We start from the raw sequence: 22498 nt of genomic DNA on the forward strand, positions 1-22498 counted from the left end.
GGACCGTCAGGTCAGTTGAAGCAGTCCTCGACGGTGTTGGCGCAGTTGGTGGGGTCGTTGTTGCTGATGAGGGACTCGTCGTCGAGCTTGACGTGTCCTTCGTTGTTGAGGACGCCGCCGGCGACGCGGTGCAGCTTGCTGGAGTCGGTGGCGGTGTTCTTGGTGACGTGGGTCTTGGTGAGGGTGATCTTCGCCTTGTTGTTGAAGATGCCGCCGCCGTTGAGGGCGGTGTTGCCCTTGACCAGGGTGTCGCGGATGGTGAGGGTGGCGTTGTCGTCCTTGTCGTGCTCGCGGGTGAGGAAGCCGTCCTCGATCTTGACGAGCCACTCGCCGTTGAAGATGCCGCCGCCGAAGCGGTTGGCGGTGTTGTCGACGATGACGCTGTCCGAGATGGTGGCGCTGGCCTCGTCCTTGTTGTTGGGGTAGCCCCAGTGCTTGCCGCCGGTGACGACCACACCGCCGCCGTTGCCGTCGGCGTGGTTCTTGGCGACGTGGACCTTGTCGAGGTCGAGGTCGGTGTTCTCGGCGTAGACACCACCGCCGTTCTCGCAGGCGGTGTTGTCGGTGATGGCGGTGAAGGAGACGGTGACGGTGCCGCCGCTGCTGAACAGGCCGCCGCCGTTCTTGCCGGCGCGGTTGTTCGTCAGGGTGGACTTGACGCCGTCCTTGCCGTGGTCGGAGCCGATGATCTCGACCGTGCCGGCCTCGTCGTGCTTGCCCTTCGGGTCGTAGCCCTTGAGCGCCGAGGCTTCGGCGTCGTGCTTGCCGGACAGGCCGTTGCCGTTGGCGATGCCGCCGCCGTTGCCGCCGGCGGTGTTGTCGTCGACGTGGGACTCTTCGACCTTGAGTACGCCCTGGTTGAAGATGCCGCCGCCGTCGCCCTGGGCGTGGTTGTCGTAGACCTTGCTGTCCTCGACCCAGACGCGGCCGTAGTTGGCGATCGCGCCGCCGTTGCCCTCGGCGTTGTTGTGGGTGAGCTTGACGTGGGACAGGTGGGCCTTGCCGCCGCGCTCGACCAGCAGCGCGCCGCCGTCACCCTCGCCCCGCTTCTCGTCCTTGCCCGGCGCGTCCGCGACCGGAGCGGCCACGGCCACCGGAGCGGCGGCGACCACCGGAGCGGCCGCCGCCATCGGAGCGGCCTGCGCCGGCGCCGTGGCGGCCTGCGCGGCGGCGGCGCCCTGAGCCCCCGCGACCGCCGGGGCGGCCGGGGCGGCCGGCTGGGCCGGCGTGAGCGCCGCCCCGTCGGTCGGGGCGCCGTTGGCCGGGGCCGGCGGCTGCCCGCCGCCGCCGTACTTGAACTCGTTGGCGTTGCCGCCCTTGACGGTGAGGTCCTTGAGGGTCAGGGCGCCGCCGTCGACGACGCGGAAGATCCGGAAGGTGTCCTCGGCGTCGCGCTTGATGGTGGAGCCGTTGCCCTTGATGGTGACGTCCTGCTTGATCTCGGGCAGGGCGGCGCCGAACTTGCGGTCCTTGACGCCGACCTCGTAGGTGCAGTTCTCGGCCAGCTTCAGGGTGCCGCCGTGGTCCCGGTTGGTCAGGTCGAGGGCGTCGACCAGGGCGTCGTCGTCGCAGGGCACGTCACGGACCTTGCCGTGGTCGCCCTTGTCACCCCACTCGCCCCACTCGCCCTTGGCGCGGCCTTCCTGGCCACGGTCCTTGCCGTCCTTGCCGTGCTCGTCCCGGCCGTACTCGTCCTCGCCGTACCCGCCCTCGTCGTCGCCGTGGGCGTCGTCGCTGAGCTGCTGCGCGGTCGACCACTTCACGTCGGCGAGCCGGTGCGGACCGGTGACCCCGGTCGTCGCGTAGGCCACGCCGGCGAGGCTGACCGCTCCGGTCAGGCCCACGACGCCGGTGGCGAGCCAGAGCCGGCGGCGCCGGAGCGGGGAAACGGTCTCGCGGGTGGCGTCATCGTTATTGCGAAGGTAGTTGGACATCGGAGCTCTCTGCCCTCTCCTTGTACCTGACAAGGTCGCTTCGCCACAGCGAGGCGGCCTTCGCTACAAATCGGTTGTAGCTGCTGAACACGACCGTATGAGAGCCTTCTTCGCCTCGTGGCCATATACGAAAAAAACCCGCATAAGGGTGCGGGTGGGTCGGGGTGGCGCAGCAGGGACGGGAGGCCCCGGTCGGGGACACCGTGCCGGGACGGGCGGTGCGGGAGGTGGCGACGGTCGGTCGGGAGGCGAGGGGCGGGCGGCGGAGATGAGTTCGTGATGGGTCCGGCAAGCCGTCGCGACACGCCCAGCGGCGTCGAGGTCCCCGGGCTGACCGCACAGGGCACGAACCGCGACAGCGATGCCGGGTCCGGAGCCCTCCTCCCGCCGCGGTGGCGGGAGGAGGGCTCCGGCGGTTATGTGGTGGTTCAGTTGAAGCAGTCCTCGACGGTGTTGGCGCAGTTGGTGGGGTCGTTGTTGCTGATGAGGGACTCGTCGTCGAGCTTGACGTGTCCTTCGTTGTTGAGGACGCCGCCGGCGACGCGGTGCAGCTTGCTGGAGTCGGTGGCGGTGTTCTTGGTGACGTGGGTCTTGGTGAGGGTGATCTTCGCCTTGTTGTTGAAGATGCCGCCGCCGTTGAGGGCGGTGTTGCCCTTGACCAGGGTGTCGCGGATGGTGAGGGTGGCGTTGTCGTCCTTGTCGTGCTCGCGGGTGAGGAAGCCGTCCTCGATCTTGACGAGCCACTCGCCGTTGAAGATGCCGCCGCCGAAGCGGTTGGCGGTGTTGTCGACGATGACGCTGTCCGAGATGGTGGCCCCCGCCGCGCCGTGGTCCTTCCCGGCCCAGTGCGTGCCGCCGGTGACGACCACGCCGCCGCCGTTGCCGTCGGCGTGGTTCTTGGCGACGTGGACCTTGTCGAGGTCGAGGTCGGTGTTCTCGGCGTAGACGCCACCGCCGTTCCCGCAGGCGGTGTTGCCGCCGATCGCGGTGAAGGAGACCGTGACGAAGCCGCCGCTGCTGAACAGGCCGCCGCCGTTCCTGCCGGCCCGGTTGTGGCTCAGCGTGCTCAGGGAGGCGTCCTTGCCCTCGTGCGCCCCGATGATCTCGACCGTGCCGGCGTGGTGCTTGTCGTGGCCGCCCTTGGCGTCCTTCTCCACCTCGGCGCCGGCGAGGTCGGCCGGACCGTGCCCGCCGTGCTGCTCGCCGTTGCCGTTGGCGATGCCGCCGCCGTTGCCGCCGGCGGTGTTGTCGTCGACGTGGGACTCTTCGACCTTGAGTACGCCCTGGTTGAAGATGCCGCCGCCGTCGCCCTGGGCGTGGTTGTCGTAGACCTTGCTGTCCTCGACCCAGACGCGGCCGTAGTTGGCGATCGCGCCGCCGTTGCCCTCGGCGTTGTTGTGGGTGAGCTTGACCTGGGACAGGTGGGCCTTGCCGCCGCGCTCGACCAGCAGCGCGCCGCCGTCACCCTCGCCCCGCTTCTCGTCCCCACCCATCGGGCCCGACGCCATCGGCGTGAGCGCGGCCCCGTTGGCCGGGGCCGGCGGCTGCCCGCCGCCGTACTTGAACTCGTTGGCGTTGCCGCCGGAGACGGTGAGGTCCTTGAGGGTCAGGGCGCCGCCGTCGACGACGCGGAAGATCCGGAAGGTGTCCTCGGCGTCGCGCTTGATGGTGGAGCCGTTGCCCTTGATGGTGACGTCCTGCTTGATCTCGGGCAGGGCGGCGCCGAACTTGCGGTCCTTGACGCCGACCTCGTAGGTGCAGTTCTCGGCCAGCTTCAGGGTGCCGCCGTGGTCCCGGTTGGTCAGGTCGAGGGCGTCGACCAGGGCGTCGTCGTCGCAGGGCACGTCACGGACCTTGCCGTGGTCGCCCTTGTCACCCCACTCGCCCCACTCGCGGCCTTCCTGGCCACGGTCCTTGCCGTGCTCGTCGCCCTTGCCTTCCTCGCGGGAGTCCTTGTCGGAGTGCTGCGGCGCCGCGGCGTGGTTGTCCGCCACCGGCTCCGTGCCGCCGGACTTGTCGTCCCGAGCGGCGAGGCCACCCAGCGCCGCCAGACCGACGACGCCGGTCAGCCCGGCCACGCCGGTGGCGACCCAGAGCGCCCGCCGCCTGCTCGTCGGCGGGGTGCCCGTCGGGGCCCCGCCGTCGGGTGTCGTTACGTCGTTGGACATGAGAGCCTTCCGCCCTTTCGGTTCTTCCCAAACGGGTCGCACCGCCCCAGGCCGGGCGACCAGCTACAAACCGGTTGTAGCCTCTGTTCGACACCGTATGAGAAGGTTCCTCGCGAGGAAGATGTATCCGAAAAAAGCCCGCATTCGGACCTTGAAGGCGCAAAAGGCGGGCCCCACCACCGTCCTGCGGTGGTGGGGCCCGCCGTGGAACGCGGCCCGGAGGCTCAGCCGGGCAGGCGGGGTCCCGCCTCACGCTGCTCGGCCAGCCAGGTCTCCACCTCGTCCGAGCGGCGCGGCAGCCCGGCCGAGAGGTTCACCGGACCGTCGGCGGTGACCAGGATGTCGTCCTCGATCCGCACGCCGATGCCCCGCAGCTCCTCCGGGACCAGCTCGTCCTCCGGCTGGAAGTAGAGCCCCGGCTCGACGGTGAGCACGTAGCCCTCGCCGAGCGGGCCGTCGCGGTAGGTCTCCTTGCGCGCGTTGGCGCAGTCGTGCACGTCGATGCCGAGCATGTGGCTGGTGCCGTGCAGCGTCCACCGGCGGTAGACCGTGGAGGCCGGGTCCATCGCCTCGTCCACGCTCACCGGCAGCAGGCCGAGGTCCTTCAGCGCCTCGGCCAGCACCCGCATCGAGGCCAGGTGCACGTCGCGGAAGCCCACCCCCGGCTTGCACATGTCGATGCCGGCCTGCTGGGCGGCGTACACGGCGTCGTAGACCTGGCGCTGCAACGGGGTGAACCGGCCGTCGACCGGCAGCACCCGGGTCACGTCGGCGGTGTAGAGGTTGCGGTTCTCCACGCCCATGTCCATCAGCAGCAGGTCACCCGGACGGGTGGCGCCGTGGTTGTGCACCCAGTGCAGGATCGTGGCGTGCTCGCCCGCCCCGACGATCGAGCCGTAGCCCACGTCGTTGCCGTCGTGCCGGGCGCGCAGGGCGAAGACGCCCTCCAGCAGCCGCTCGGAGACCGCCCGGTCGGCCGGCAGCGCGCGGGCCACGTCCTCGAAGCCCCGCACGGTGGCGTCGCACGCCTCCTGGAGCTGCGCGATCTCCCACTCGTCCTTGACCAGCTTCAGCTCCGAGATGGCGATGGCCAGCTCCCGGTCGCGGCCCGGCTGGCCCTCCGCGCGCGGCCCGTCGTACCGGCGCACCGCGGCGTCCACCCGGGCGTCGAAGCCGCGCAACACCCGGGTCCGCCCCGGGGCCAGGTCGGCCAGCGCCGCGTCCAGCTCGCTCAGGTCGGCCGTCGGCAGGCCCAGCTCGGTCGACTTCTCCCGCAGCGTCGGCCGCCGGCCCACCCACAGCTCGCCGTGCCGGCTGCGGAAGAACTCGTCGGTCGCCCGGGACGAGCGGGGCCGCATGAACAGCGTCGCCTCGCCGCCCGGCCGCAGCACGAGGACGCTGTCGGGCTCCAGGTCGCCGGTCAGGTAGGCGAAGTCGCTGCCCGGCCGGAACCGGTGGTCGGTGTCGTTGGCGCGTACCTTCTCGGTGCCGGTGGGGATGACCAGCGTCTCGCCCGGGAAGGCATCAGCCAGCGCGGCCCGCCGCTTGGCGTGGTTGGGCACCTCGGGCCTCGGGGTGACCGACAGCTCGGTGTCCCGCCAGCCCTGCCGCATGAAGGACAGGAACGCCTCCGGGAAGTCCGGGTCGTGCGACTCCGTGCCGTCCGCCGGCTTGCCCTGCTGCGTCCGCTCCTCGGCCATGATCCGCCCTCCCTGAGCCTCGTCGCTGGTCCAGACGGTACCGCGCGCACGGGAGCGGGAGGTGCCTGCGGTGCCGCGACGGTGGCTTCCGGCGCGTGGAAAGATGGCCCCCATGTGCGGACTCCTGGCCTTCTTCAGCGCGCGCGGCGACGCCGCCGCCCACCGCGACCACATCGCCGGCGCACTGGAGTGCCTGCACCACCGTGGCCCGGACGAGACCGGGGTCGAGGTGGTCGGCGACGCCTCCGGCCGGTACGCGGACGGCGTGTTCGCGCACAAGCGCCTGGCCATCATCGACGTGGCGCTCAGCCACGAGCCCCTGCCCTACGCGGGCGGCCGCTACCTGCTCACCTTCAACGGCGAGATCTACAACTACATCGAGCTGCGGGACGAGCTGATCCGCGACTACGGGGCCCAGTTCGCCACCAACGGCGACGGCGAGGTGATCGTCGCCGGCTACCACTACTGGGGTGAGCAGGTGCTCACCAAGCTGCGCGGCATGTTCGCGTTCGTGATCTGGGACCGGCAGGAGCGGCGGGCCTTCGGCGCCCGGGACTACTTCGGCATCAAGCCGCTGCACTACCTGGAGACTCAGGACGGCCTCTACCTGGCCTCGGAGAAGAAGGCGCTGCTGCCGTTCGCGCACTCCGCCTACCAGGGCGACGCCGGCATCGACACCGCCAACCTGAGCCACTACCTGACCCTGCAGTACGTCCCGGAGCCGGGCACGCTGCACAAGGGGATCAGCCGGATCGGTTCGGGGGAGTACCTCACCTGGACCCCGGGCGGCCGGATCGAGGTGCGCCGCTGGTACCGGCCGGTGTTCCGCCCGGCGCCCGTCTCCGACGAGCAGAAGCTCTACCACGAGATCCGGGAGACGCTGCGCGAGAGCGTCCGGATGCACATGCGCTCGGACGTGCCGGTCGGTTCGTTCCTGTCCAGCGGCATCGACTCGACCGCGGTGGTGGCGCTGGCCCGCGAGTTCAACCCGAACATCCTCACCTTCACCGTCGGCTACGACGTGCCCGGCTACTCCGAGATCGACGTGGCCCAGGACTCGGCCCGGCACCTCGACGTGACCACCATCCCGACCAAGATCGGGCCGCAGGACATGATCGACGCGCTGCCGAAGATCGTCTGGCACCTGGACGACCCAGTCGCCGACCCGGCCCTGGTGCCGCTCTACTTCGTGGCGAAGAAGGCCGCCGAGCACGTCACCGTGGTGCTCTCCGGCGAGGGCGCGGACGAGTTCTTCGGCGGCTACACGATCTACCGCGAGCCGCTCTCGCTCAGCTCCGTCAACGGCCTGCCGGACGGCGTGCAGAAGGGGCTGCGGGCGGTCTCCAAGGCCATCCCGCAGGGGGTCAAGGGCAAGAGCTTCCTGGAGCGCGGCACCACCCCGATCGAGCAGCGCTACTACGGCAACGCGCGGATGTTCACAGAGGAGGAGAAGCAGCACCTGCTGCGCCGCTACGACCCCTCGGTGCGCTACACCGACGTCACCGCGCCGATCTACGCCGAGTGCACCGAGCTGGACGACGTCACCAAGATGCAGTACGTCGACCTCTACACCTGGTTGCGCGGCGACATCCTGGTCAAGGCCGACCGGATCTCGATGGCGCACTCGCTGGAGGTCCGGGTGCCGTTCCTGGACCGGGAGGTGTTCAACGTCGCCGCCGGCATCCCGGTCGACCTGAAGCTGCCGCCCCGCTCCGAGGCCACCAAGTACGCGATGCGCCAGGCGCTGCAGGGCGTGGTGCCGCCGGCCATCGTCAACCGCAAGAAGCTGGGCTTCCCCACCCCGACCCGGGTGTGGCTGCGCGGCGAGATGTACGAGTGGGCCCGGCACGTGCTGTCCACCTCCGGCGCGGGCGACCTGGTCGACCTGTCGTACGCGCTGCGGCTGCTGGACGAGCACAAGCGGGAGGAGGCCGACCACTCCCGCAAGGTGTGGACCGTGCTGATCTTCTGCATCTGGCACGCGATCTTCGTGGCGAAGACGCTCGACCCGGGCATCCAGCGCAACCAGTCCGCGCTGCTGACCAAGCCGGTCGTCGGCAGCATGGTGCGCTGACCCGTACGCGGTGAAGGGCCCCCGGGGTGTTCCCCCGGGGGCCCTTCTCAGTGCGGGGTCACCGACCGGTGCAGGTGACCGTCGGCAGGGTGTTGGTGCCGGAGGTGTTCGCGGTGAAGCCGAACGTGGTGGTGCCCTCCGGTGGGACGCTGCCGTTGTAGGCGGCGTTGGTGACCGTCACCGACGCCCCGCTGCCGCTCAACGTGCCGTTCCAGACCTGGTTGATGGTCTGGCCGCTCGGCCAGGTCCAGTTCGCGGTCCACCCGGCGTACGTCCGGGTGCTGTGGTTCATGATCATGACCTCGCCCTGGAAGCCGCCCTGCCAGGCGCTGACCACCTTGTACACCGCCATGCAGGTGCCCGCCGGCATGGTCGGCGTCGAGGTGGGCGTGGGCGTCGGCGTGGTGGGCGTGGGCGTCGGGGTGGTGGGGGTCGGCGTCGGGGTGGTCGGCGTGGGCGTCGGCGTGCCGCCGCCCGAACCGATCCCGGTCACCTCGCCGTTGCCGCCGTCGAACGTCACGTCGGAGCAGCCGAAGAAGTTCTCCTGGCTGTCCGAGCGGACCCAGCGCGAGTAGATGATGTGCCGGCCGCTCTTGTTGGTCGGCAGGTTCCCGGTGAAGTAGTAGTGCCCGTCGTTGGTGCCGACCGCGCCGCGCTGCGGCGGGTTGGTCACCTGCAGGAACGGCTGCTCCTCCAGGTCGCTCCAGGCCAGCGGGCGGGTCGGGCTCCAGCTGTCCTTGGTGACGTAGAAGTAGAACGTGCCCGGGTGGTGGGCCCAGTTGCTGTAGCGGAACTCCATCGACCGCCCGGCCGTCAGGTGCGTGATCGGCCAGTCGTTGCGCGCCGCGTCGTAGCCGCTGAAGTTGGGGTTCCCACCGCTGCACAGCTTGCCGTCGGGGATGAACCCGACGGTGCGTCCGCCCGCGTCCGAGCGCAGCACGCTGAACCAGTTGTAGAGCGAGTTCGCCCCGTTCGCGGCGACCGCGGCGGAGCAGGCGGGGTTGTTCGGGCGGATCTCACCGGTGCCGGAGAGGCCGTCCTTCCAGCACAGGTAGGTCCGGGCGCCCGGCGTCATGGCCGCGCCGTGCGCGGCGGCCGGATCGGAGTGGGAGGCCAGGGCGAACGCGCCCAGGGCCAGGGTGAGGGCCGCGGTGACCAGCGCGGCCGTACGGGATCGGTGCACGGGGATCTCCTGACTGGCGGAGCGCGACCTGCTCTCGGCCCGCCCCGCTGCGACGAGCGGATGCGACGATCGCGGTGCCCGCGCCCGGCGGTCGGCGTGCGGCCGGAACCGTCGGGGGACGCGCACCGCCTGCGGTCCGTGCCACGGACCGTGGGTGCCCTCGCGTCGGCTCGACCCGGCGGCGCGGCAGCCCACCGCGCCCTCCCGGCAGCGCCATCCCATCACGTCCGGCCGCCGCACGCAATAGCCGCTGGTCGATGCCCGGGTCCCGTCGCGCCGGATCCCGGCATGCGCCAGGATCGGGGGAGGACGAGGAGAGGAGCCAGGATGGGGTACGCGGTGGTGCTCGGCGAGGCGCTTGTCGACCTGCTCGACGCCGAGCACGACGGGGAACCCGTCTACCGGCAGGCGGTCGGCGGCGGGCCGCTCAACGTGGCGGTGGCGGTCGCCCGGCTCGGCGGGGACGTGCAGTTCGTCGGCTCGCTCGGCGACGACGCGCTGGCCGGACGGATCCGGGCCTTCCTCACCGGGGCCGGCGTGGGCGTGGCCGGCGCGGTGACCGTGCCCGCCCCGACCGCGCTGGCGGTGGCCACCTTCGCCGGGCCGGAGCCGGAGTTCCGCTTCTACGGTGAGCCCCGCTCGTACGCCCTGCTCGGCCCGGACGACCTGGACGTGGCGCTGGTCGAGGGCGCCGACGTGCTCTACTGCGGCTCGATCGTGCTGCTCGACCCGCCGGTGCTGGCCGCCGCCCGCCGCGCCTGGGCGGTCGCGGGCGGCCTGCGGGTGTTCGACCCGAACGTCCGCCCCAGCCTGCTCACCGCGCCCGACGCGCTGGACCGGCTGCGCGGGGTGGTCGCGGAGTTCGCCGCCGGGGCGCACCTGGTCAAGCTCAGCAGCGCCGACGCCCGGGTGCTCTACCCGCACGAGCCGGTCGCGGGCGTCGCGGCGTACCTGCGGGAACTGGGCGCGACCACCGTCGTGGTCACGCTCGGCGCGGACGGCGCCCTCGTCGCCGCCGCCGATGACGTGGTACGCGTGCCCGCCCCGAAGGTCGAGGCGGTGGACGCCACCGGCGCCGGCGACTCGGTGATGGGCGCGCTCGTGGCCGAGCTGCTCGCCGCCGGCGAACCGGCCGACGCGCTCGGCTGGCGGGAGCGGGTGGCGTTCGCGCTCCGGGTGGCCGGGCTGGTGTGCGAGTCGCCGGGCGGCGCCACCGCCATGCCCACCCGGAGCGCCGTCACCGCCCGCTTCGCGTGAAAGGAGGGGCCCCTTCTTAACGCCTCCGGTAGAGGAGGGGCCCCCTGTTAACACACCGGCCCTCGGGCGGCGGAGGTCAGCGGGGGCGGGTGAGGGTGAGGACTGCCGTCAGGGAGAGGGTGGCGGCGCCGGCCAGAACGGTGGCCATGGGGAGGGCGCTGCCCTCGCCGCCGAGGCCGACCAGGGGTGCGGCGAGCGCGCCGACCACCGACTGGACGCCACCCATCAGCGCGGCGGCGGTCCCGGCGTGGCGGGCGTGCGCGTCCAGCGCCAGCGCGGTGCTGTTCGGCATCACCATGCCCAGCGAGCCGACGAAGGCGAACAGCGCCACCGCCGTCACCGCCAGGCTGCCGGCGAGCGCGCCGGTCAGCACGCCCGCCGCCGTGACCAGGCCGACCACCAGCGTGGTGACCAGCAGCCGGCGCGGACTGAACCGGTCGAGCAGTCGGGCGTTGAGCTGCCCGGTGGCGACCAGGGCGAGCGCGTTCACGCCGAAGATCACGCTGAACACCGTGGCGGAGACGCCGAAGACGTCCTGGAACACGAACGACGACCCCGAGATGTACGCGAACAGCCCGGCGAACGCGAAGCCCTGGGTCAGCGCGTACCCGAGGTAGACCCGGTCGGCGGCCAGCGACCGCATGGTGCGGGCGGTGGCGCCCAGGCCGCCGGTGCTGCGGCGCTGCACCGGCAGGGTCTCCGGCAGGCGCAGCGCCACCGCGACGGCGAGCAACGCGCCGATCACGGCCAGGGCGACGAAGACGGCCCGCCAGGAGCCGAACCGGAGCACCAGGCTGCCCACGCTGGGCGCGGCCACCGGCGCCACGCCGAAGACCAGGGTGAGTCGGGAGAAGTACTTCGCGGCGTCCCGACCGGAGTAGAGGTCCCGGACCACCGCGCGGGCGACCACCACGCCCATGCCGCCGGCCACGCCCTGGACGAACCGCGCGGCGGCCAGCAGGGGAGCGTTCGGCGCCGCGGCGCAGGCCAGCGCGAGCACGGCGTACGCGACCACGCCGACCAGCACGGGACGGCGCCGTCCCCAGCGGTCGCTGAGCGGGCCGGTGACGAGTTGGCCCAGCGCCAGGCCGACCAGGCAGGTGGTCAGGGAGAGCTGGATGCCGGCCTGGTCGGCGCCGAGCTCGCGGGTCATCGCCGGGAACGCCGGCAGGTACATGTCCAGCGAGAGCGGACCGATCGCGGTGAGCGTGCCGAGCAGCACCAGCAGGGTGATGCCGCCGCCTGCCGCGGCGGGCCGGTCGACGGTCGGGCGCGCGGCGGCCCGCACGGTCTGGCTCACGAAGGTTCCCCCTGGATCTGGTGCGTTCCGGGTAACCTTATCTCTGTAGTCAGAACTATTGCGATGTGAAGCAGGTGACTCCGTGGCGACCGACGAGGAGATCGCGCGCTTCGGCGCCGTGCTCGGGGAGCTGCACCGGCTGCTGCGCCGCCGGACCGTCGCCCGCGCCGCCCGGGAGCCGCTGCCCGAGGCCCAGGTGGAGGTGCTCCTGCTGGTGCGGGCCGCCCCGGGCATCAGCGGCAAGGAGGTGGCCCGCCGGCTCGGCACCGCGCCGAACACGGTCAGCACGCTGGTGCGCGACCTCGCCGACGCCGGGCTGCTGGCCCGCGAGCGCGACCCCGCCGACCGCCGGGTGGTCCGCCTGCACGTCACCGAGGCGGCCCGCCGGCGGATGGCCGACTACGAGGTCCACCGCGCCGCGCTGCTGACCGAGTCCCTCGCCGAGGTGGATCCCGCGGCCCGCTCGGCCGTCCTGGCCGCCGCCCCGCACCTCGACGCGCTGCTCACCGCCCTGCGCAACCGCCCCTGAGGCGCGATCACCGCCGCCGCCGCACCGACCGCCGCCGCACCGACGGCCGCCGCATCGACCGCCGCCGCGCCGGCCGCGCGCTCAGGCGGTGCCGTCGAGTTCGGCGTAACCGCGGCGGGCCGCGATCAGGCCGGGCCGGGCCCCGAACGGCGACTCGGCCGCCACCCGCTCCGGCGGGGCGCTGCCGGTGTGCCCGGCCCGGATCAGCCACGCCTGCCGCGCGAGCCGGGCGTGCTGCTCGCGGACGAAGTCCGCGTCGACCGGCTCACCGTGGCCCGGCACCACCACCGTGGCCGGCGTGGTCAGCCGCAGCAGGTCGGCCACCGCGTCCGGCCACTGCAACGGGTACGACTCCTCGAACGCCGGCGGCCCGCTCTGCTCCACCAGGTCACCGGCCACCAGGACGTCCGCGTCCGGCACGTGCACCACCAGGTCGGCGTCGGTGTGCCCGTGCCCGGGGTGGCGCAGCAGCACCCGCCGCCCGCCCACGTCCAGCACGGTCTGCTCGTGCACCGCGTGCGTCGGCGTCGCCAGCTCGGTGCGCGCCAGCTCGTCGGCGAGTGCCGGCTGCTCGGCCCGCATCTCCTCGTACGCCGCCCGGCGCAGCGCGTCGGGGTGGTCCCGCAGCACCGCCACCGCCTGGGCGTGCGCGTACACCTCGGTGCCCGGCTCGGCGGCCAGCGTGACGTTGCCGAAGCAGTGGTCGAAGTGGTGGTGGGTGTTGACGATCGTCCACGGGTGCGGGGTCACCGCCCGGGCGGCCGTGGCCAGCTCGCGGGCCTGCCCGGTGGTGGAGAGCGTGTCCACCAGCAGCGCGGCGCCGTCGCCCACCACCAGCACCACGTTGACCCGCAGCAGCGGCTCGCGCAGCAGGTGCACGCCGGCGGCGATCTCCTCGAAGCGTGCGGTCATGACGCGCCGACGGCCCGCTCGACGAAGCGCTGCCGGTCGACCAGCGCCCGCTCGACGCGCCCCTGCGCGGCGACCGTGTGGCCGTCGGTCACGGTCACCTCGAAGACCAGCCGGCGACCGTCGACCTTGACCAGCTCGGCGTGGGCGGACACGGACCGCCCGACCGGGGTGGCCGCGCGGTGCTCCAGCTCGACCCGGATTCCGACGGTGGTGGACCCGGCCGGCATCCGGGGCGCCAGCGCCGCCACCGTGGCCGCCTCGGCCAGCGCCAGCACCCGGGGGGTACCGAGCACCGGCACGTCCCCCGAGCCGAGCGCCCGGGCGGTGTCGGCGTCGGTCACGGTCAGCTCGACGCGGGCGGTCAGGCCCGGCGCGAACGGCGACTCCGGCTGCTCCTGCATGCGGCCGAGCCTAGTGCAGCCGACGGCGGACCGTCCGGCGTCCGGGGCCCCCGCCGACCCCGCTCCGGGCCGGCCCCCCGACGGTCGGCGTCGGTCCGCCGGTCGCCCGCCGTTAACCTTGTCCGCGATGGCCGTGCTGACAGATCCCCCGCCCCCCGCCCCCGCCGGACCAACCGCGTCCCCTGACGGCGGGCGTCGCCGTGTGATCGCGATGACCGTCTGGGGCATCGCCTTCGTGGCCGCGTGGCTCGCCATCGGCCTGCCCACCGACCCGGCGTACGCGTTCCTGTGGATCTGGGCCGGCACGGTCGCCTGGAACTCGGCCCGGCCGTGGCGCAGCCACCTGCGCTTCGCCCGGGACTGGATCCCGGTGGTGCTGCTGCTCGCCGCGTACAACCTGTCCCGCGGGTTCGCCGACAACGGCGCCACGCCGCACGCCATGGAGCTGATCGTCGCCGACCGGTTCCTGACCGGGTGGGTCACCGGCGGCGAGGTGCCGACGATCTGGCTCCAGCAGCACCTCTACGACCCGGACCAGGTTCGCTGGTGGGACGTGCTGGTGAGCTGGATCTACTTCTCCCACTTCGTGGCGACGCTCGCCGCGGCCGCCGTGCTGTGGATGCGCAACCGGGGGCGCTGGATCGCGTACATGTCGCGGTGGGGTTTCCTCTGCGCGGCCGGCCTGGTCACCTACTTCGCCTACCCGGCCGCGCCGCCGTGGTGGGCGGCGCAGAACGGGCTGCTCACCGAGGTGGCGCGGATCTCCACCCGGGGGTGGAAGGAGATCGGCATGCACGGCGCGGGCAACCTGCTCAACGCCGGGCAGATCGCCTCCAACCCGGTGGCCGCCATGCCGTCGCTGCACACCGCGTTCGCGCTGTTCGTGGTGCTGTTCTTCCTGCGCTCGGTGCGCAAGCGGTGGTGGCCGCTGATGCTGGCGTACCCGCTGGCCATGACGTTCACCCTGATGTACAGCGGCGAGCACTACCTGATCGACGTGCTGGTCGGCTGGGCGTACGTGGGGATGACGTTCCTGGTCGTCGGCCTGGCCGAGCGCTGGTGGCGGGCCCGACGGTCCCGCCGGGACGGGACCCCGACGGCCGTGACCGGTGTCACCGCGCCCGCCGCCGGCCCGGACGCCACGCCCGGGGCCGACCGGGACGCCGTTCCCGCCGAACGTCGCTGACCGTCCTCCGGGCGCCGGACCGGCGATACGGCTGGAGGGCGGTCAAGAAGGGGCCGGCTCCACCGACTGCGGCACGCAGGCCCTTCCCCTACGCCCCCCGGCGCGCGTGGCGCGCCCGCGCGGTCAGCTCGGCCGCCAGCTCCCAGGCGTCGGTCAGGTCCCGGTCGACCGCCGCCGCGCCGGCCCCGCCGGCGGTGTCGGCGTGCACGGTGGCCAGCCGTAGCCGGCGCTGTGCCGGGCCCTGGGTGACCCGCACGCTCTGGATCCGGGCGTACGGGACCAGCGTCAGCCGGCGGGTCAGCAGCCCGGAGCGGGCCACGAAGACCTCGTCGTCGAGGCCGGCGCCGACCGCCGCCCGGCTCAGCGGGCGCAGCCAGCGAGCACGCGGGGGCGGCGGCGTGGCGGGCAACGCCCCCAGCCGTACGCCGGGCAGCACCTCCGCCACGACCAGCTCGCCGGTGCCGGTGTCGCCGACCGGGAGCAGCCGGTCCGGGCGGTTGCGGTCGTCCGGCTCACCGGCCGAGTAGCCGGCCACCTCCAGCCGCAGCCGCAGCCAGCCCCTGACCCGCCAGAGCAGCGGCCAGGTCACCCCGACGGTCTGCACCCGGTGCAGCGGCACGGTCTGCATCCGCGTCTCCAGCAGCCCGTTGTGCACCCGCAGGGTGCCGTCGTCGCGGTCCAGCCGGAAGCTCCAGTCGTCCAGCACCCGGCGGATCGGCTGGAGCAGCACACCGGCCATCGCGGTCAGCGTGCTGGCCACCGCGATGAACGACCAGGAACCCTCGGACAGGAACTGCGCCACCACGAACGCCAGGCCGAACGGCAGCAGGAACGCCTGCGGCGTGAGCAGCTGGCTGACCAGCAGGTCCCGGTTGCGCACGGCGTGCAGCCGGCGGCCGGCCGGGGCGGGCGCGGGCGGCGTGGCCGGATCGGCGGGCGCGGACGCCGGCGCGCGACCGGCCACGGCGAGCAGCCGCTGCCGCAGTGCGGTGGCCTCGGCCACGCTGAGATAGGCCAGCGGCGCCTCGGTCTTGCCCCCGCCGACCACCTCCAGCCGCAGCTCCGCCAGGCCGGTGAGCTGGGCCAGCAGCGGCCGGACCACCTCGACCGCCTGCAACCGTTCCAGCGGGATGGCCCGGGTGCGCCGCCACAGCAGCCCCTCGTGCACCCGCAGCTCCCGGCCGACCACGTGGTAGCCGGTGTTCCACCAGCTGATCACCGACAGCACGGTGGCGCCGAGGACGAAGACCGCGACGAGCGCGGCGAACCAGCCGAACCCGACCCGGGACAGCGTCGACCAGGAGAGCCCGGCGATCACCACGACCAGTGACTTCGCGCCGTGCACGGCGGGGCTCAACGGGTGCAGGCGCTGCCGCGGCTCCTCGCCGCCGGCCGGCGGACCCCACGGGCCGGGCGGGGGCGCGGCCGGCGCGGCCCACGGCCCGGCAGCCGGTCGCGGCCCGTACCCCGGGTGTGGCGGCCCGTACCCCGGGTGTGGCGGCCCGTATCCCGGTTGCGGTCCGTGACCGGGCGGTGGTTCGTGGCCGGGCGGTGGTTCGTGGCCCGGCGGCGGGGCGGGCGGGCCGTAGCCGGTCGCGGGGGGCCAGGGGTGTCCGTTCGTCGTCGGCTCCGCATCGGCGGGCCGGTCCTCCCGGGGCGGGGGAGCGCCGCCGGACTCCGGCTCGCTCCGCCCGCTCACAGGCCCTCCGCCCGGTCCTCGCCCAACGCGGTCAACCGGTCCCGCAGCCGGGACGCCTCGGCCGGGCGCAGGCCGGGCACCCGGGCGTCGCTGGCCGCCGCGGCGGTGTGCAGCTGCACCGTGGCCAGGTCGAAGGCGCGCTCCAGCGGACCCGCGCTCACGTCGACGAACTGCATCCGGGAGTACGGCACGATGGAGAGCCGCCGGACCAGCAGCCCGTGCCGGACGAGCAGGTCGTCGTCGCGTTCGGCGTACCCCCAGGCGCGGACCGCGCGCACGATGGTGACCGCGCGCCACGCGGACAGCAGCAGCGCCACGCCGATCGCGGCGCCGAGCAGCCAGTGCCCGGCGACGGCCCAGATCACGCCGAGCACCACCAGCGCCACGGCCAGCAGGATGCCGAGCCGGATCAGCTCCACCCAGATCAGGTCGCGGGAGATCGGCTGCCAGCGGACCGTCTCCGGCCAGGGCTCCAGCGGCCCGGGCGGAGTGGGCGGCGGGCCGGCGCGGTCGGCACCGGTCACCGGGCGGACCCGCCGTGGCGGCGGACGGCGCGTGGTCGGACGGTCTGCTCGTTCACGATTCGAGCGTAGGCGATTCCGGCAGCGGCACCACCTCGCGCAGGAAGCCGCGCGCGTCGAGGAAGTCACCGAGCGAGGCGCGGTGCGCCGGGCAGGCCAGCCAGGTCTTGCGCCGCTCGGGGGCGTGCAGCCGGGGATTGTGCCAGCGCAGCTGGAACACCGCGGGGGCGCGACATCCCCGCGCCGAGCAGATCAGCGCCTGGTCCGGGATGGGAGTCGTCACCGGGGCGAGTCTAGGGCCGCACGCCGGAAGTTTGAGCGCCGGGCGGCCACGGGGGGAGCCGCCCGGCGACGGGGTGAATCGTACACACGCCGGACCCCTTGTTGTCCACCCGTGTTCAGCGTTTTCCGCGCGGTGGGACGGCGCGGCGGAATCGTGCCTCTCCCGCCCTCGGCTCTCAGCTAGGCATGACAGTCTTAACGCGCACCACGCCACGACGACGACCCAGCTGTGGAGGACCGGTGGCCCAGCCGACCACGCCCGACGTGCCGAACCCGACCGAGGCGGCGCCGGACGCGCCGCCGCCGGCGACCACCACGCCGGCGCAGGACGCCACGCTGCTGGAGCGGGCGCTGTTCGAGATCAAACGGGTGATCGTCGGCCAGGACCGGATGGTCGAGCGGATGTTCGTCGCGCTGCTGGCCCGCGGGCACTGCCTGCTGGAGGGCGTGCCCGGGGTGGCCAAGACGCTCGCCGTGGAGACCCTGGCCCGGGTGGTCGGCGGTTCCTTCGCCCGGGTGCAGTTCACCCCGGACCTGGTGCCCGCCGACATCATGGGCACGCGGATCTACCGGCAGTCCAGCGAGAAGTTCGACGTCGAGCTGGGCCCGGTCTTCGTCAACTTCCTGCTCGCCGACGAGATCAACCGCGCGCCGGCCAAGGTCCAGTCGGCGCTGCTGGAGGTGATGAGCGAGCGGCAGGTCTCCATCGGCGGCGAGAGTCACCGGGTGCCCGACCCGTTCCTGGTGATGGCCACCCAGAACCCGATCGAGCAGGAGGGCGTCTACCCGCTGCCCGAGGCGCAGCGGGACCGCTTCCTCATGAAGATCGTGGTGGGTTACCCCACCGACGCCGAGGAGCGCGAGATCGTCTACCGGATGGGCGTGGCGCCACCGGAGCCGACCCGGGTGTTCGACACCCCGGACCTGATCGCCCTGCAGCACAAGGCCGACCAGGTCTTCGTGCACAACGCGCTGGTCGACTACGCGGTCCGGCTTGTGCTCGCCACCCGCGCCCCGGCCGAGCACGGCATGCCCGACGTGGCCCAGCTCATCCAGTACGGCGCCAGCCCGCGTGCCTCGCTCGGCCTGGTCCGGGCCACCCGCGCGCTGGCGCTGCTGCGCGGCCGGGACTACGCCCTGCCGCAGGACGTGCAGGACATCGCGCCGGACATCCTGCGCCACCGGCTGGTGCTCAGCTACGACGCGCTCGCCGACGACGTGCCGGCCGACCACATCGTGCACCGGGTGATGTCGACCATTCCGCTGCCCGCGGTCGCGCCCCGCCAGCAGGCCACGCCACCACCGGTGGCCGTGCCGCACAACGGTTGGCCCGGGCAGCGGCCGTGACCCCGCCCACCCGGCTGCCGGCCACCGGCGACCGCTCGGGCGCCGTACTGGCCCGGCTGCAGCTCATGGTCACCCGCAAACTGGACGGGCTGCTCCAGGGCGACTACGCCGGCCTGCTGCCCGGCCCGGGCAGCGAGGCGGGGGAGTCCCGGGAGTACCGCCCCGGCGACGACGTCCGCCGGATGGACTGGCCGGTCACCGCCCGCACCACCATGCCGCACGTGCGGCGTACGGTGGCCGACCGCGAGCTGGAGACCTGGCTGGCGGTCGACCTGTCGGCCAGCCTCGACTTCGGCACCGGGCGGTGGCTCAAGCGGGACGTGGCGGTCGCCGCGGTGGCCGCGCTGGCCCACCTCACCGTGCGCGGCGGCAACCGGATCGGCGCGGTGGTCGGCACCGGGGCGCCGGCGACGCCCGGCCGGTGGCGGGGCGGCTCCCCGCCCGCCGGGCCGGGCTCGCTGCACCGGCTGCCCGCCCGGGCCGGGCGGAAGGAGGCGCAGGGCCTGCTGCGGGCGGTCGCCGGCACCGAGATCCAGCCCGGCCGCAGCGACCTCGGCGCGCTGGTGGACATGCTCAACCGGCCGCCGCGCCGGCGGGGCGTCGCGGTGGTGATCTCCGACTTCCTGTCCCCGCCGCAGCAGTGGGGTCGCCCGCTGCGCAAGCTGCGGGTCCGGCACGACGTGCTGGCCGTCGAGATCGTCGACCCGCGTGAACTGGAACTGCCCGACGTGGGCGTGCTGCCGGTCGTCGACCCGGAGAGCGGGGAGCTGCACGAGGTGCAGACCGCCGACCCGGGGCTGCGCCGCCGCTACGCCGAGGCGGCGGCCGCCCAGCGCGGGGCGATCGCCGCCGAGCTGCGCGCCGCCGGCGCGGCTCACCTGCGCCTGCGTACCGACCGAGACTGGCTGCTGGACATGGTGCGTTTCGTCGCCGCGCAGCGGCACGCCCGTACCCGAGGGACGACCCGATGATCCGATTTCTGCAACCGTGGTGGCTGCTGGCCGTGCTGCCGGTGCTCGCCCTCGCCGCCGCGTACGTCTGGCGGCAGCTGCACCGCCGGCAGTACGCGTTGCGCTTCACCAACGTGGACCTGCTGCGCACGCTCGCGCCCAAGGGGCTCGGCTGGCGGCGGCACGCCGCGGCCACCGCGTTCCTGCTCTGCCTGCTGGTGCTGGCCACCGGGCTGGCCCGGCCGGCGATCGACACCCGGGAGCCGCTGGAACGGGCCACCGTGATGCTCGCCATCGACGTGTCGCTGTCCATGCAGGCCGACGACGTGGCGCCGAACCGACTGGAGGCGGCGCAGGAGGCCGCGAAGCAGTTCGTCGGGGAGCTGCCGGAGAGCTACAACCTGGGGCTGGTCTCGTTCGCCAAGTCGGCCAACGTGCTGGTGCCGCCGACCAAGGACCGGGGCGCGGTGACCACCGCCATCGACGGGCTGGTGCTGGCCGAGGCCACCGCCACCGGTGAGGCGGTCTTCACCTGCCTGGAGGCGATCCGGTCGGTGCCGGCCGACGGCGCCGCCGGCATCCCGCCCGCCCGGATCGTGCTGCTCTCCGACGGCTACCGCACGTCGGGCCGGTCGGTGGAGGAGGCGGCCGCGGCGGCGCAGGCGGCGAACGTGCCGGTCTCCACCATCGCCTTCGGCACCGACTCGGGCCAGGTCGACATCGGCGGCCAGCTCCAGCGGGTGCCGGTGGACCGCAGCGCGCTCTCCCAACTGGCGGAGACGACCCAGGGCTTCTTCTACGAGGCCGCGTCGGTGAGCGAGCTGAAACAGGTCTACCAGGACATGGGCAGCTCGATCGGCTACCGCACCGAGCCCCGCGAGATCACCCAGTGGTACGCGGGGATCGCGTTGCTCCTGGCGCTCTGCGCCGGTGGGCTGAGCCTGCTCTGGACGTCCCGCCTGATCTGAGCCGGGCGCGGGTCGGCGGCGGTCAGTGACCGCCGCCGGCCAGCACGAACAGGACGGCCACCCAGACGGCGGCGAGAGTGAAGCCCAGCGGGGCGGCGTAACGGCTCATGATTGTGCTCCGTGGCGACGGTCGGCCCGGTGACGCGGGCCGCAGGGTGGACCGGGAGGGACGCACACGAAGTCGTGACCGGGTGCTCCGCCGCGCGGCAGGGCCGATCCCGGCGCGGGCCGGGGAGCGGATGCGGTGCGGGGGGCGGGAAGCGGGTCAGCCGCGTCGACCGAGCCGTGGCTCAGCGGGGCTGACGGTGGGCCCGGCCACGACTGGGAGGATCGCTATCTCGCACAGCGATCACCTCCTGCGTTCGGCGGGGCCCGGAGCGCGGGCGCAGAACGGCCCGCAGACGCGATCATCGTACACCCGGGGTGGGTCGGGCGCGCGCTCGGCCGACCGGCCCCGGGTGACCCCCGCCGAGCGGTGGATGCCCGCCGGCCGCGCGCGTCGCTGACCTGGTCGGGTTAGCGCTTACCTGTCGGTAACCCCTAGGCTCCGACCGACCGAGAGATCAGGAGCAGAGGGGGACCCGTGGCCCGTACCGTGCTGGTGACCGGCGGAAACCGGGGGATCGGCCTGGCCATCGCGCAGGCCTTCGCCAAGCAGGGCGACCGGGTGGCGGTGACCTACCGCAGCGGCGAGGCTCCCGAGGGGTTCTTCGGGGTGCGCTGCGACGTGACCGAGGCCGACTCCGTCGACGCCGCGTTCGCCGCCGTCGAGGCCGAGCTGGGCCCGGTCGAGGTGCTGGTCGCCAACGCCGGCATCACCGACGACACGCTGATCATGCGGATGTCCGACGAGCAGTTCACCCGGGTGGTGGAGACGAACCTGACCGGCTCGTTCCGGGTCGCCAAGCGGGCCTCCACGAAGATGCTCCGGGCCAGGTGGGGCCGGATGATCTTCATCTCCTCGGTGGTCGGCCTCTACGGCGGCGCCGGTCAGGTCAACTACGCCGCGAGCAAGGCCGGCCTGGTGGGCGTGGCCCGCTCCATCACGCGCGAGCTGGGCAGCCGCAACATCACCGCGAACGTGGTGGCGCCCGGCTTCATCGACACCGACATGACCGCGGCGCTGCCCGAGGAGCGCCGCACCGAATACCGCAAGGCCATCCCGGCCGGCCGGTTCGCCGAGCCGGAGGAGGTGGCCGCCGTGGTCACCTGGCTGGCCTCGGACGCGGCCGGCTACATCTCCGGCGCCGTCATCCCGGTCGACGGCGGCCTGGGCATGGGTCACTGAGAGAGAGCACGGAGGAACTGCGCAATGTCCGGACTCCTGGCCGGTAAGCGGCTGCTGGTCACCGGCGTCATCACCGACGCCTCGATCGCCTTCTCCGTGGCGAAGCTCGCCCAGGAGAACGGCGCCCAGGTCGTGCTCACCGGCTACGGTCGGCTCTCCCTGGTGGAGCGGATCGCCAAGCGCCTGCCCGAGCCGGCCCCGGTGATCGAGCTGGACGTCACGAACGACGAGCACCTCGCCGGCCTGACCGACCGGGTACGCGAGCACGTTGACGGCCTGGACGGGGTGGTGCACTCGATCGGGTTCGCCCCGCAGAGCTGCCTCGGCGGCGGCTTCCTCGACGCGCCGTGGGCGGACGTGGCGACCGCGCTCCAGGTCTCCACCTACTCCTACAAGTCCCTCGCCATGGCGGCGCTGCCGCTGATGTCCTCCGGCGGCGCGGTGGTGGGCCTCACGTTCGACGCGACCAAGGCCTGGCCGGTCTACGACTGGATGGGCGTGGCCAAGGCCGGCCTGGAGTCCGCCTCCCGCTACCTGGCGCTGCACCTGGGCAAGCAGGGCATCCGCAGCAACCTGGTGGCCGCCGGGCCGCTGCGCACCATCGCGGCCAAGTCGATCCCCGGGTTCGACCAGTTCGAGGAGGCGTGGGCCCAGCGGGCCCCGCTGGGCTGGGACCTCACCGACCAGGAGCCGGCCGCGCGGGCCTGCCTGGCGCTGCTCTCCGACTGGTTCCCGGCCACCACCGGCGAGATCGTGCACGTCGACGGCGGCTACCACGCCATCGGCGCCTGAGGTGTAA

General features: G+C 73.3%; 19 protein-coding genes. 9 read left to right on the forward strand and 10 right to left on the reverse strand.

Going from position 1 to position 22498, the window contains the following annotated elements; translation table 11 throughout:
• Window positions 1-11: 11 nt before the first annotated feature.
• From GA0070622_RS12480 to GA0070622_RS12490, 3 genes are all read right to left on the reverse strand, one after another.
• Complete coding sequence (locus tag GA0070622_RS12480) at window positions 12-1934, reverse strand: hypothetical protein (RefSeq protein WP_091573458.1); 1923 nt, start codon at window positions 1932-1934, stop codon at window positions 12-14.
• A 428-nt stretch (window positions 1935-2362) separates the two neighbouring features.
• Window positions 2363-4102: a hypothetical protein gene (locus tag GA0070622_RS12485; RefSeq protein WP_091573459.1), complete on the reverse strand. Its 1740-nt coding sequence runs from the start codon at window positions 4100-4102 to the stop codon at window positions 2363-2365.
• A gap of 224 nt (window positions 4103-4326) precedes the next feature.
• A complete protein-coding gene (locus GA0070622_RS12490) occupies window positions 4327-5802 on the reverse strand; it encodes an aminopeptidase P family protein (protein WP_091573460.1) in 1476 nt (491 codons plus the stop codon).
• Window positions 5803-5914: 112 nt separating this feature from the next.
• Here GA0070622_RS12490 and asnB point away from each other — a divergent pair, with 112 nt between their 5' ends.
• Window positions 5915-7876: an asparagine synthase (glutamine-hydrolyzing) gene (asnB, locus tag GA0070622_RS12495; RefSeq protein WP_091573461.1), complete on the forward strand. Its 1962-nt coding sequence runs from the start codon at window positions 5915-5917 to the stop codon at window positions 7874-7876.
• A 58-nt stretch (window positions 7877-7934) separates the two neighbouring features.
• Here the strand turns inward: asnB and GA0070622_RS12500 are convergent, their stop codons facing one another.
• Window positions 7935-9059 (reverse strand): lytic polysaccharide monooxygenase auxiliary activity family 9 protein, encoded by a 1125-nt coding sequence (locus GA0070622_RS12500; RefSeq protein WP_091573462.1) that lies wholly within the window; start codon window positions 9057-9059, stop codon window positions 7935-7937.
• Between the two features lie 327 nt (window positions 9060-9386).
• Here GA0070622_RS12500 and GA0070622_RS12505 point away from each other — a divergent pair, with 327 nt between their 5' ends.
• Window positions 9387-10316 (forward strand): carbohydrate kinase family protein, encoded by a 930-nt coding sequence (locus GA0070622_RS12505; RefSeq protein ID WP_091573463.1) that lies wholly within the window; start codon window positions 9387-9389, stop codon window positions 10314-10316.
• 76 nt (window positions 10317-10392) lie between these two features.
• Here the strand turns inward: GA0070622_RS12505 and GA0070622_RS12510 are convergent, their stop codons facing one another.
• Window positions 10393-11616 carry a multidrug effflux MFS transporter gene (locus tag GA0070622_RS12510; protein ID WP_091573464.1) on the reverse strand — a complete coding sequence of 408 codons (1224 nt, stop codon included), beginning with the start codon at window positions 11614-11616 and terminating at the stop codon, window positions 10393-10395.
• Window positions 11617-11698: 82 nt separating this feature from the next.
• On the opposite strand from GA0070622_RS12510, the gene GA0070622_RS12515 reads away from it, so the two are divergent.
• Window positions 11699-12145 (forward strand): MarR family winged helix-turn-helix transcriptional regulator, encoded by a 447-nt coding sequence (locus GA0070622_RS12515; RefSeq protein WP_091573465.1) that lies wholly within the window; start codon window positions 11699-11701, stop codon window positions 12143-12145.
• A gap of 81 nt (window positions 12146-12226) precedes the next feature.
• Here the strand turns inward: GA0070622_RS12515 and GA0070622_RS12520 are convergent, their stop codons facing one another.
• Both GA0070622_RS12520 and GA0070622_RS12525 read right to left on the reverse strand, forming a co-directional pair.
• Window positions 12227-13057, reverse strand: a complete 831-nt coding sequence (locus GA0070622_RS12520) for an MBL fold metallo-hydrolase (protein ID WP_091573466.1) — start codon at window positions 13055-13057, stop codon at window positions 12227-12229.
• Window positions 13054-13458 (reverse strand): thioesterase family protein, encoded by a 405-nt coding sequence (locus tag GA0070622_RS12525; RefSeq protein WP_091573467.1) that lies wholly within the window; start codon window positions 13456-13458, stop codon window positions 13054-13056. Before GA0070622_RS12525 ends, GA0070622_RS12520 begins: the two co-directional genes overlap by 4 nt.
• 127 nt (window positions 13459-13585) lie before the next feature.
• Between GA0070622_RS12525 and GA0070622_RS12530 the strand changes: the two genes are divergently transcribed.
• Window positions 13586-14644, forward strand: a complete 1059-nt coding sequence (locus tag GA0070622_RS12530) for a phosphatase PAP2 family protein (RefSeq protein ID WP_091573468.1) — start codon at window positions 13586-13588, stop codon at window positions 14642-14644.
• An 88-nt stretch (window positions 14645-14732) separates the two neighbouring features.
• Here the strand turns inward: GA0070622_RS12530 and GA0070622_RS12535 are convergent, their stop codons facing one another.
• The 3 genes from GA0070622_RS12535 to GA0070622_RS12545 form a co-directional block, all read right to left on the reverse strand.
• Window positions 14733-16010: a PH domain-containing protein gene (locus GA0070622_RS12535; protein ID WP_091577250.1), complete on the reverse strand. Its 1278-nt coding sequence runs from the start codon at window positions 16008-16010 to the stop codon at window positions 14733-14735.
• A 329-nt stretch (window positions 16011-16339) separates the two neighbouring features.
• The gene (locus GA0070622_RS12540) at window positions 16340-16867 is read right to left on the reverse strand and encodes a PH domain-containing protein (protein ID WP_091573469.1); all 528 of its coding nucleotides are present in this window, start codon (window positions 16865-16867) and stop codon (window positions 16340-16342) included.
• 52 nt (window positions 16868-16919) lie between these two features.
• The gene (locus tag GA0070622_RS12545) at window positions 16920-17147 is read right to left on the reverse strand and encodes a hypothetical protein (protein WP_091573470.1); all 228 of its coding nucleotides are present in this window, start codon (window positions 17145-17147) and stop codon (window positions 16920-16922) included.
• 239 nt (window positions 17148-17386) lie between these two features.
• Between GA0070622_RS12545 and GA0070622_RS12550 the strand changes: the two genes are divergently transcribed.
• The 5 genes from GA0070622_RS12550 (at window position 17387) to fabI (ending at window position 22491) form a co-directional block, all read left to right on the forward strand.
• Window positions 17387-18493: an AAA family ATPase gene (locus GA0070622_RS12550; RefSeq protein ID WP_091573471.1), complete on the forward strand. Its 1107-nt coding sequence runs from the start codon at window positions 17387-17389 to the stop codon at window positions 18491-18493.
• Entirely contained in the window at window positions 18472-19464 is a 993-nt protein-coding gene (locus GA0070622_RS12555) for a DUF58 domain-containing protein (protein WP_176559001.1), read from the forward strand. The genes GA0070622_RS12550 and GA0070622_RS12555 overlap by 22 nt, the downstream gene beginning before the upstream one ends.
• Window positions 19461-20411 (forward strand): VWA domain-containing protein, encoded by a 951-nt coding sequence (locus GA0070622_RS12560; protein WP_091573473.1) that lies wholly within the window; start codon window positions 19461-19463, stop codon window positions 20409-20411. Before GA0070622_RS12555 ends, GA0070622_RS12560 begins: the two co-directional genes overlap by 4 nt.
• A 583-nt stretch (window positions 20412-20994) precedes the next feature.
• Window positions 20995-21699 carry a beta-ketoacyl-ACP reductase gene (gene fabG / locus GA0070622_RS12565; protein WP_091573474.1) on the forward strand — a complete coding sequence of 235 codons (705 nt, stop codon included), beginning with the start codon at window positions 20995-20997 and terminating at the stop codon, window positions 21697-21699.
• Window positions 21700-21723: 24 nt separating this feature from the next.
• The gene (fabI, locus tag GA0070622_RS12570) at window positions 21724-22491 is read left to right on the forward strand and encodes an enoyl-ACP reductase FabI (RefSeq protein ID WP_091573475.1); all 768 of its coding nucleotides are present in this window, start codon (window positions 21724-21726) and stop codon (window positions 22489-22491) included.
• Window positions 22492-22498 lie beyond the last annotated feature (7 nt).

It is taken from the genome of Micromonospora sediminicola (genome assembly GCF_900089585.1).
Lineage (GTDB): Bacteria > Actinomycetota > Actinomycetes > Mycobacteriales > Micromonosporaceae > Micromonospora > Micromonospora sediminicola.

What these genes read in the sequence shown, in the direction of transcription:
- GA0070622_RS12480 (WP_091573458.1), bottom strand. Translation starts at nt 1,934, where the DNA reads ATGTCCAACTACCTTCGCAATAACGATGACGCCACCCGCGAGACCGTT.
- GA0070622_RS12485 (WP_091573459.1), bottom strand. Translation starts at nt 4,102, where the DNA reads ATGTCCAACGACGTAACGACACCCGACGGCGGGGCCCCGACGGGCACC.
- GA0070622_RS12490 (WP_091573460.1), bottom strand. Translation starts at nt 5,802, where the DNA reads ATGGCCGAGGAGCGGACGCAGCAGGGCAAGCCGGCGGACGGCACGGAG.
- asnB (WP_091573461.1), top strand. Translation starts at nt 5,915, where the DNA reads ATGTGCGGACTCCTGGCCTTCTTCAGCGCGCGCGGCGACGCCGCCGCC.
- GA0070622_RS12505 (WP_091573463.1), top strand. Translation starts at nt 9,387, where the DNA reads ATGGGGTACGCGGTGGTGCTCGGCGAGGCGCTTGTCGACCTGCTCGAC.
- GA0070622_RS12520 (WP_091573466.1), bottom strand. Translation starts at nt 13,057, where the DNA reads ATGACCGCACGCTTCGAGGAGATCGCCGCCGGCGTGCACCTGCTGCGC.
- GA0070622_RS12525 (WP_091573467.1), bottom strand. Translation starts at nt 13,458, where the DNA reads ATGCAGGAGCAGCCGGAGTCGCCGTTCGCGCCGGGCCTGACCGCCCGC.
- GA0070622_RS12530 (WP_091573468.1), top strand. Translation starts at nt 13,586, where the DNA reads ATGGCCGTGCTGACAGATCCCCCGCCCCCCGCCCCCGCCGGACCAACC.
- GA0070622_RS12560 (WP_091573473.1), top strand. Translation starts at nt 19,461, where the DNA reads ATGATCCGATTTCTGCAACCGTGGTGGCTGCTGGCCGTGCTGCCGGTG.
- fabI (WP_091573475.1), top strand. Translation starts at nt 21,724, where the DNA reads ATGTCCGGACTCCTGGCCGGTAAGCGGCTGCTGGTCACCGGCGTCATC.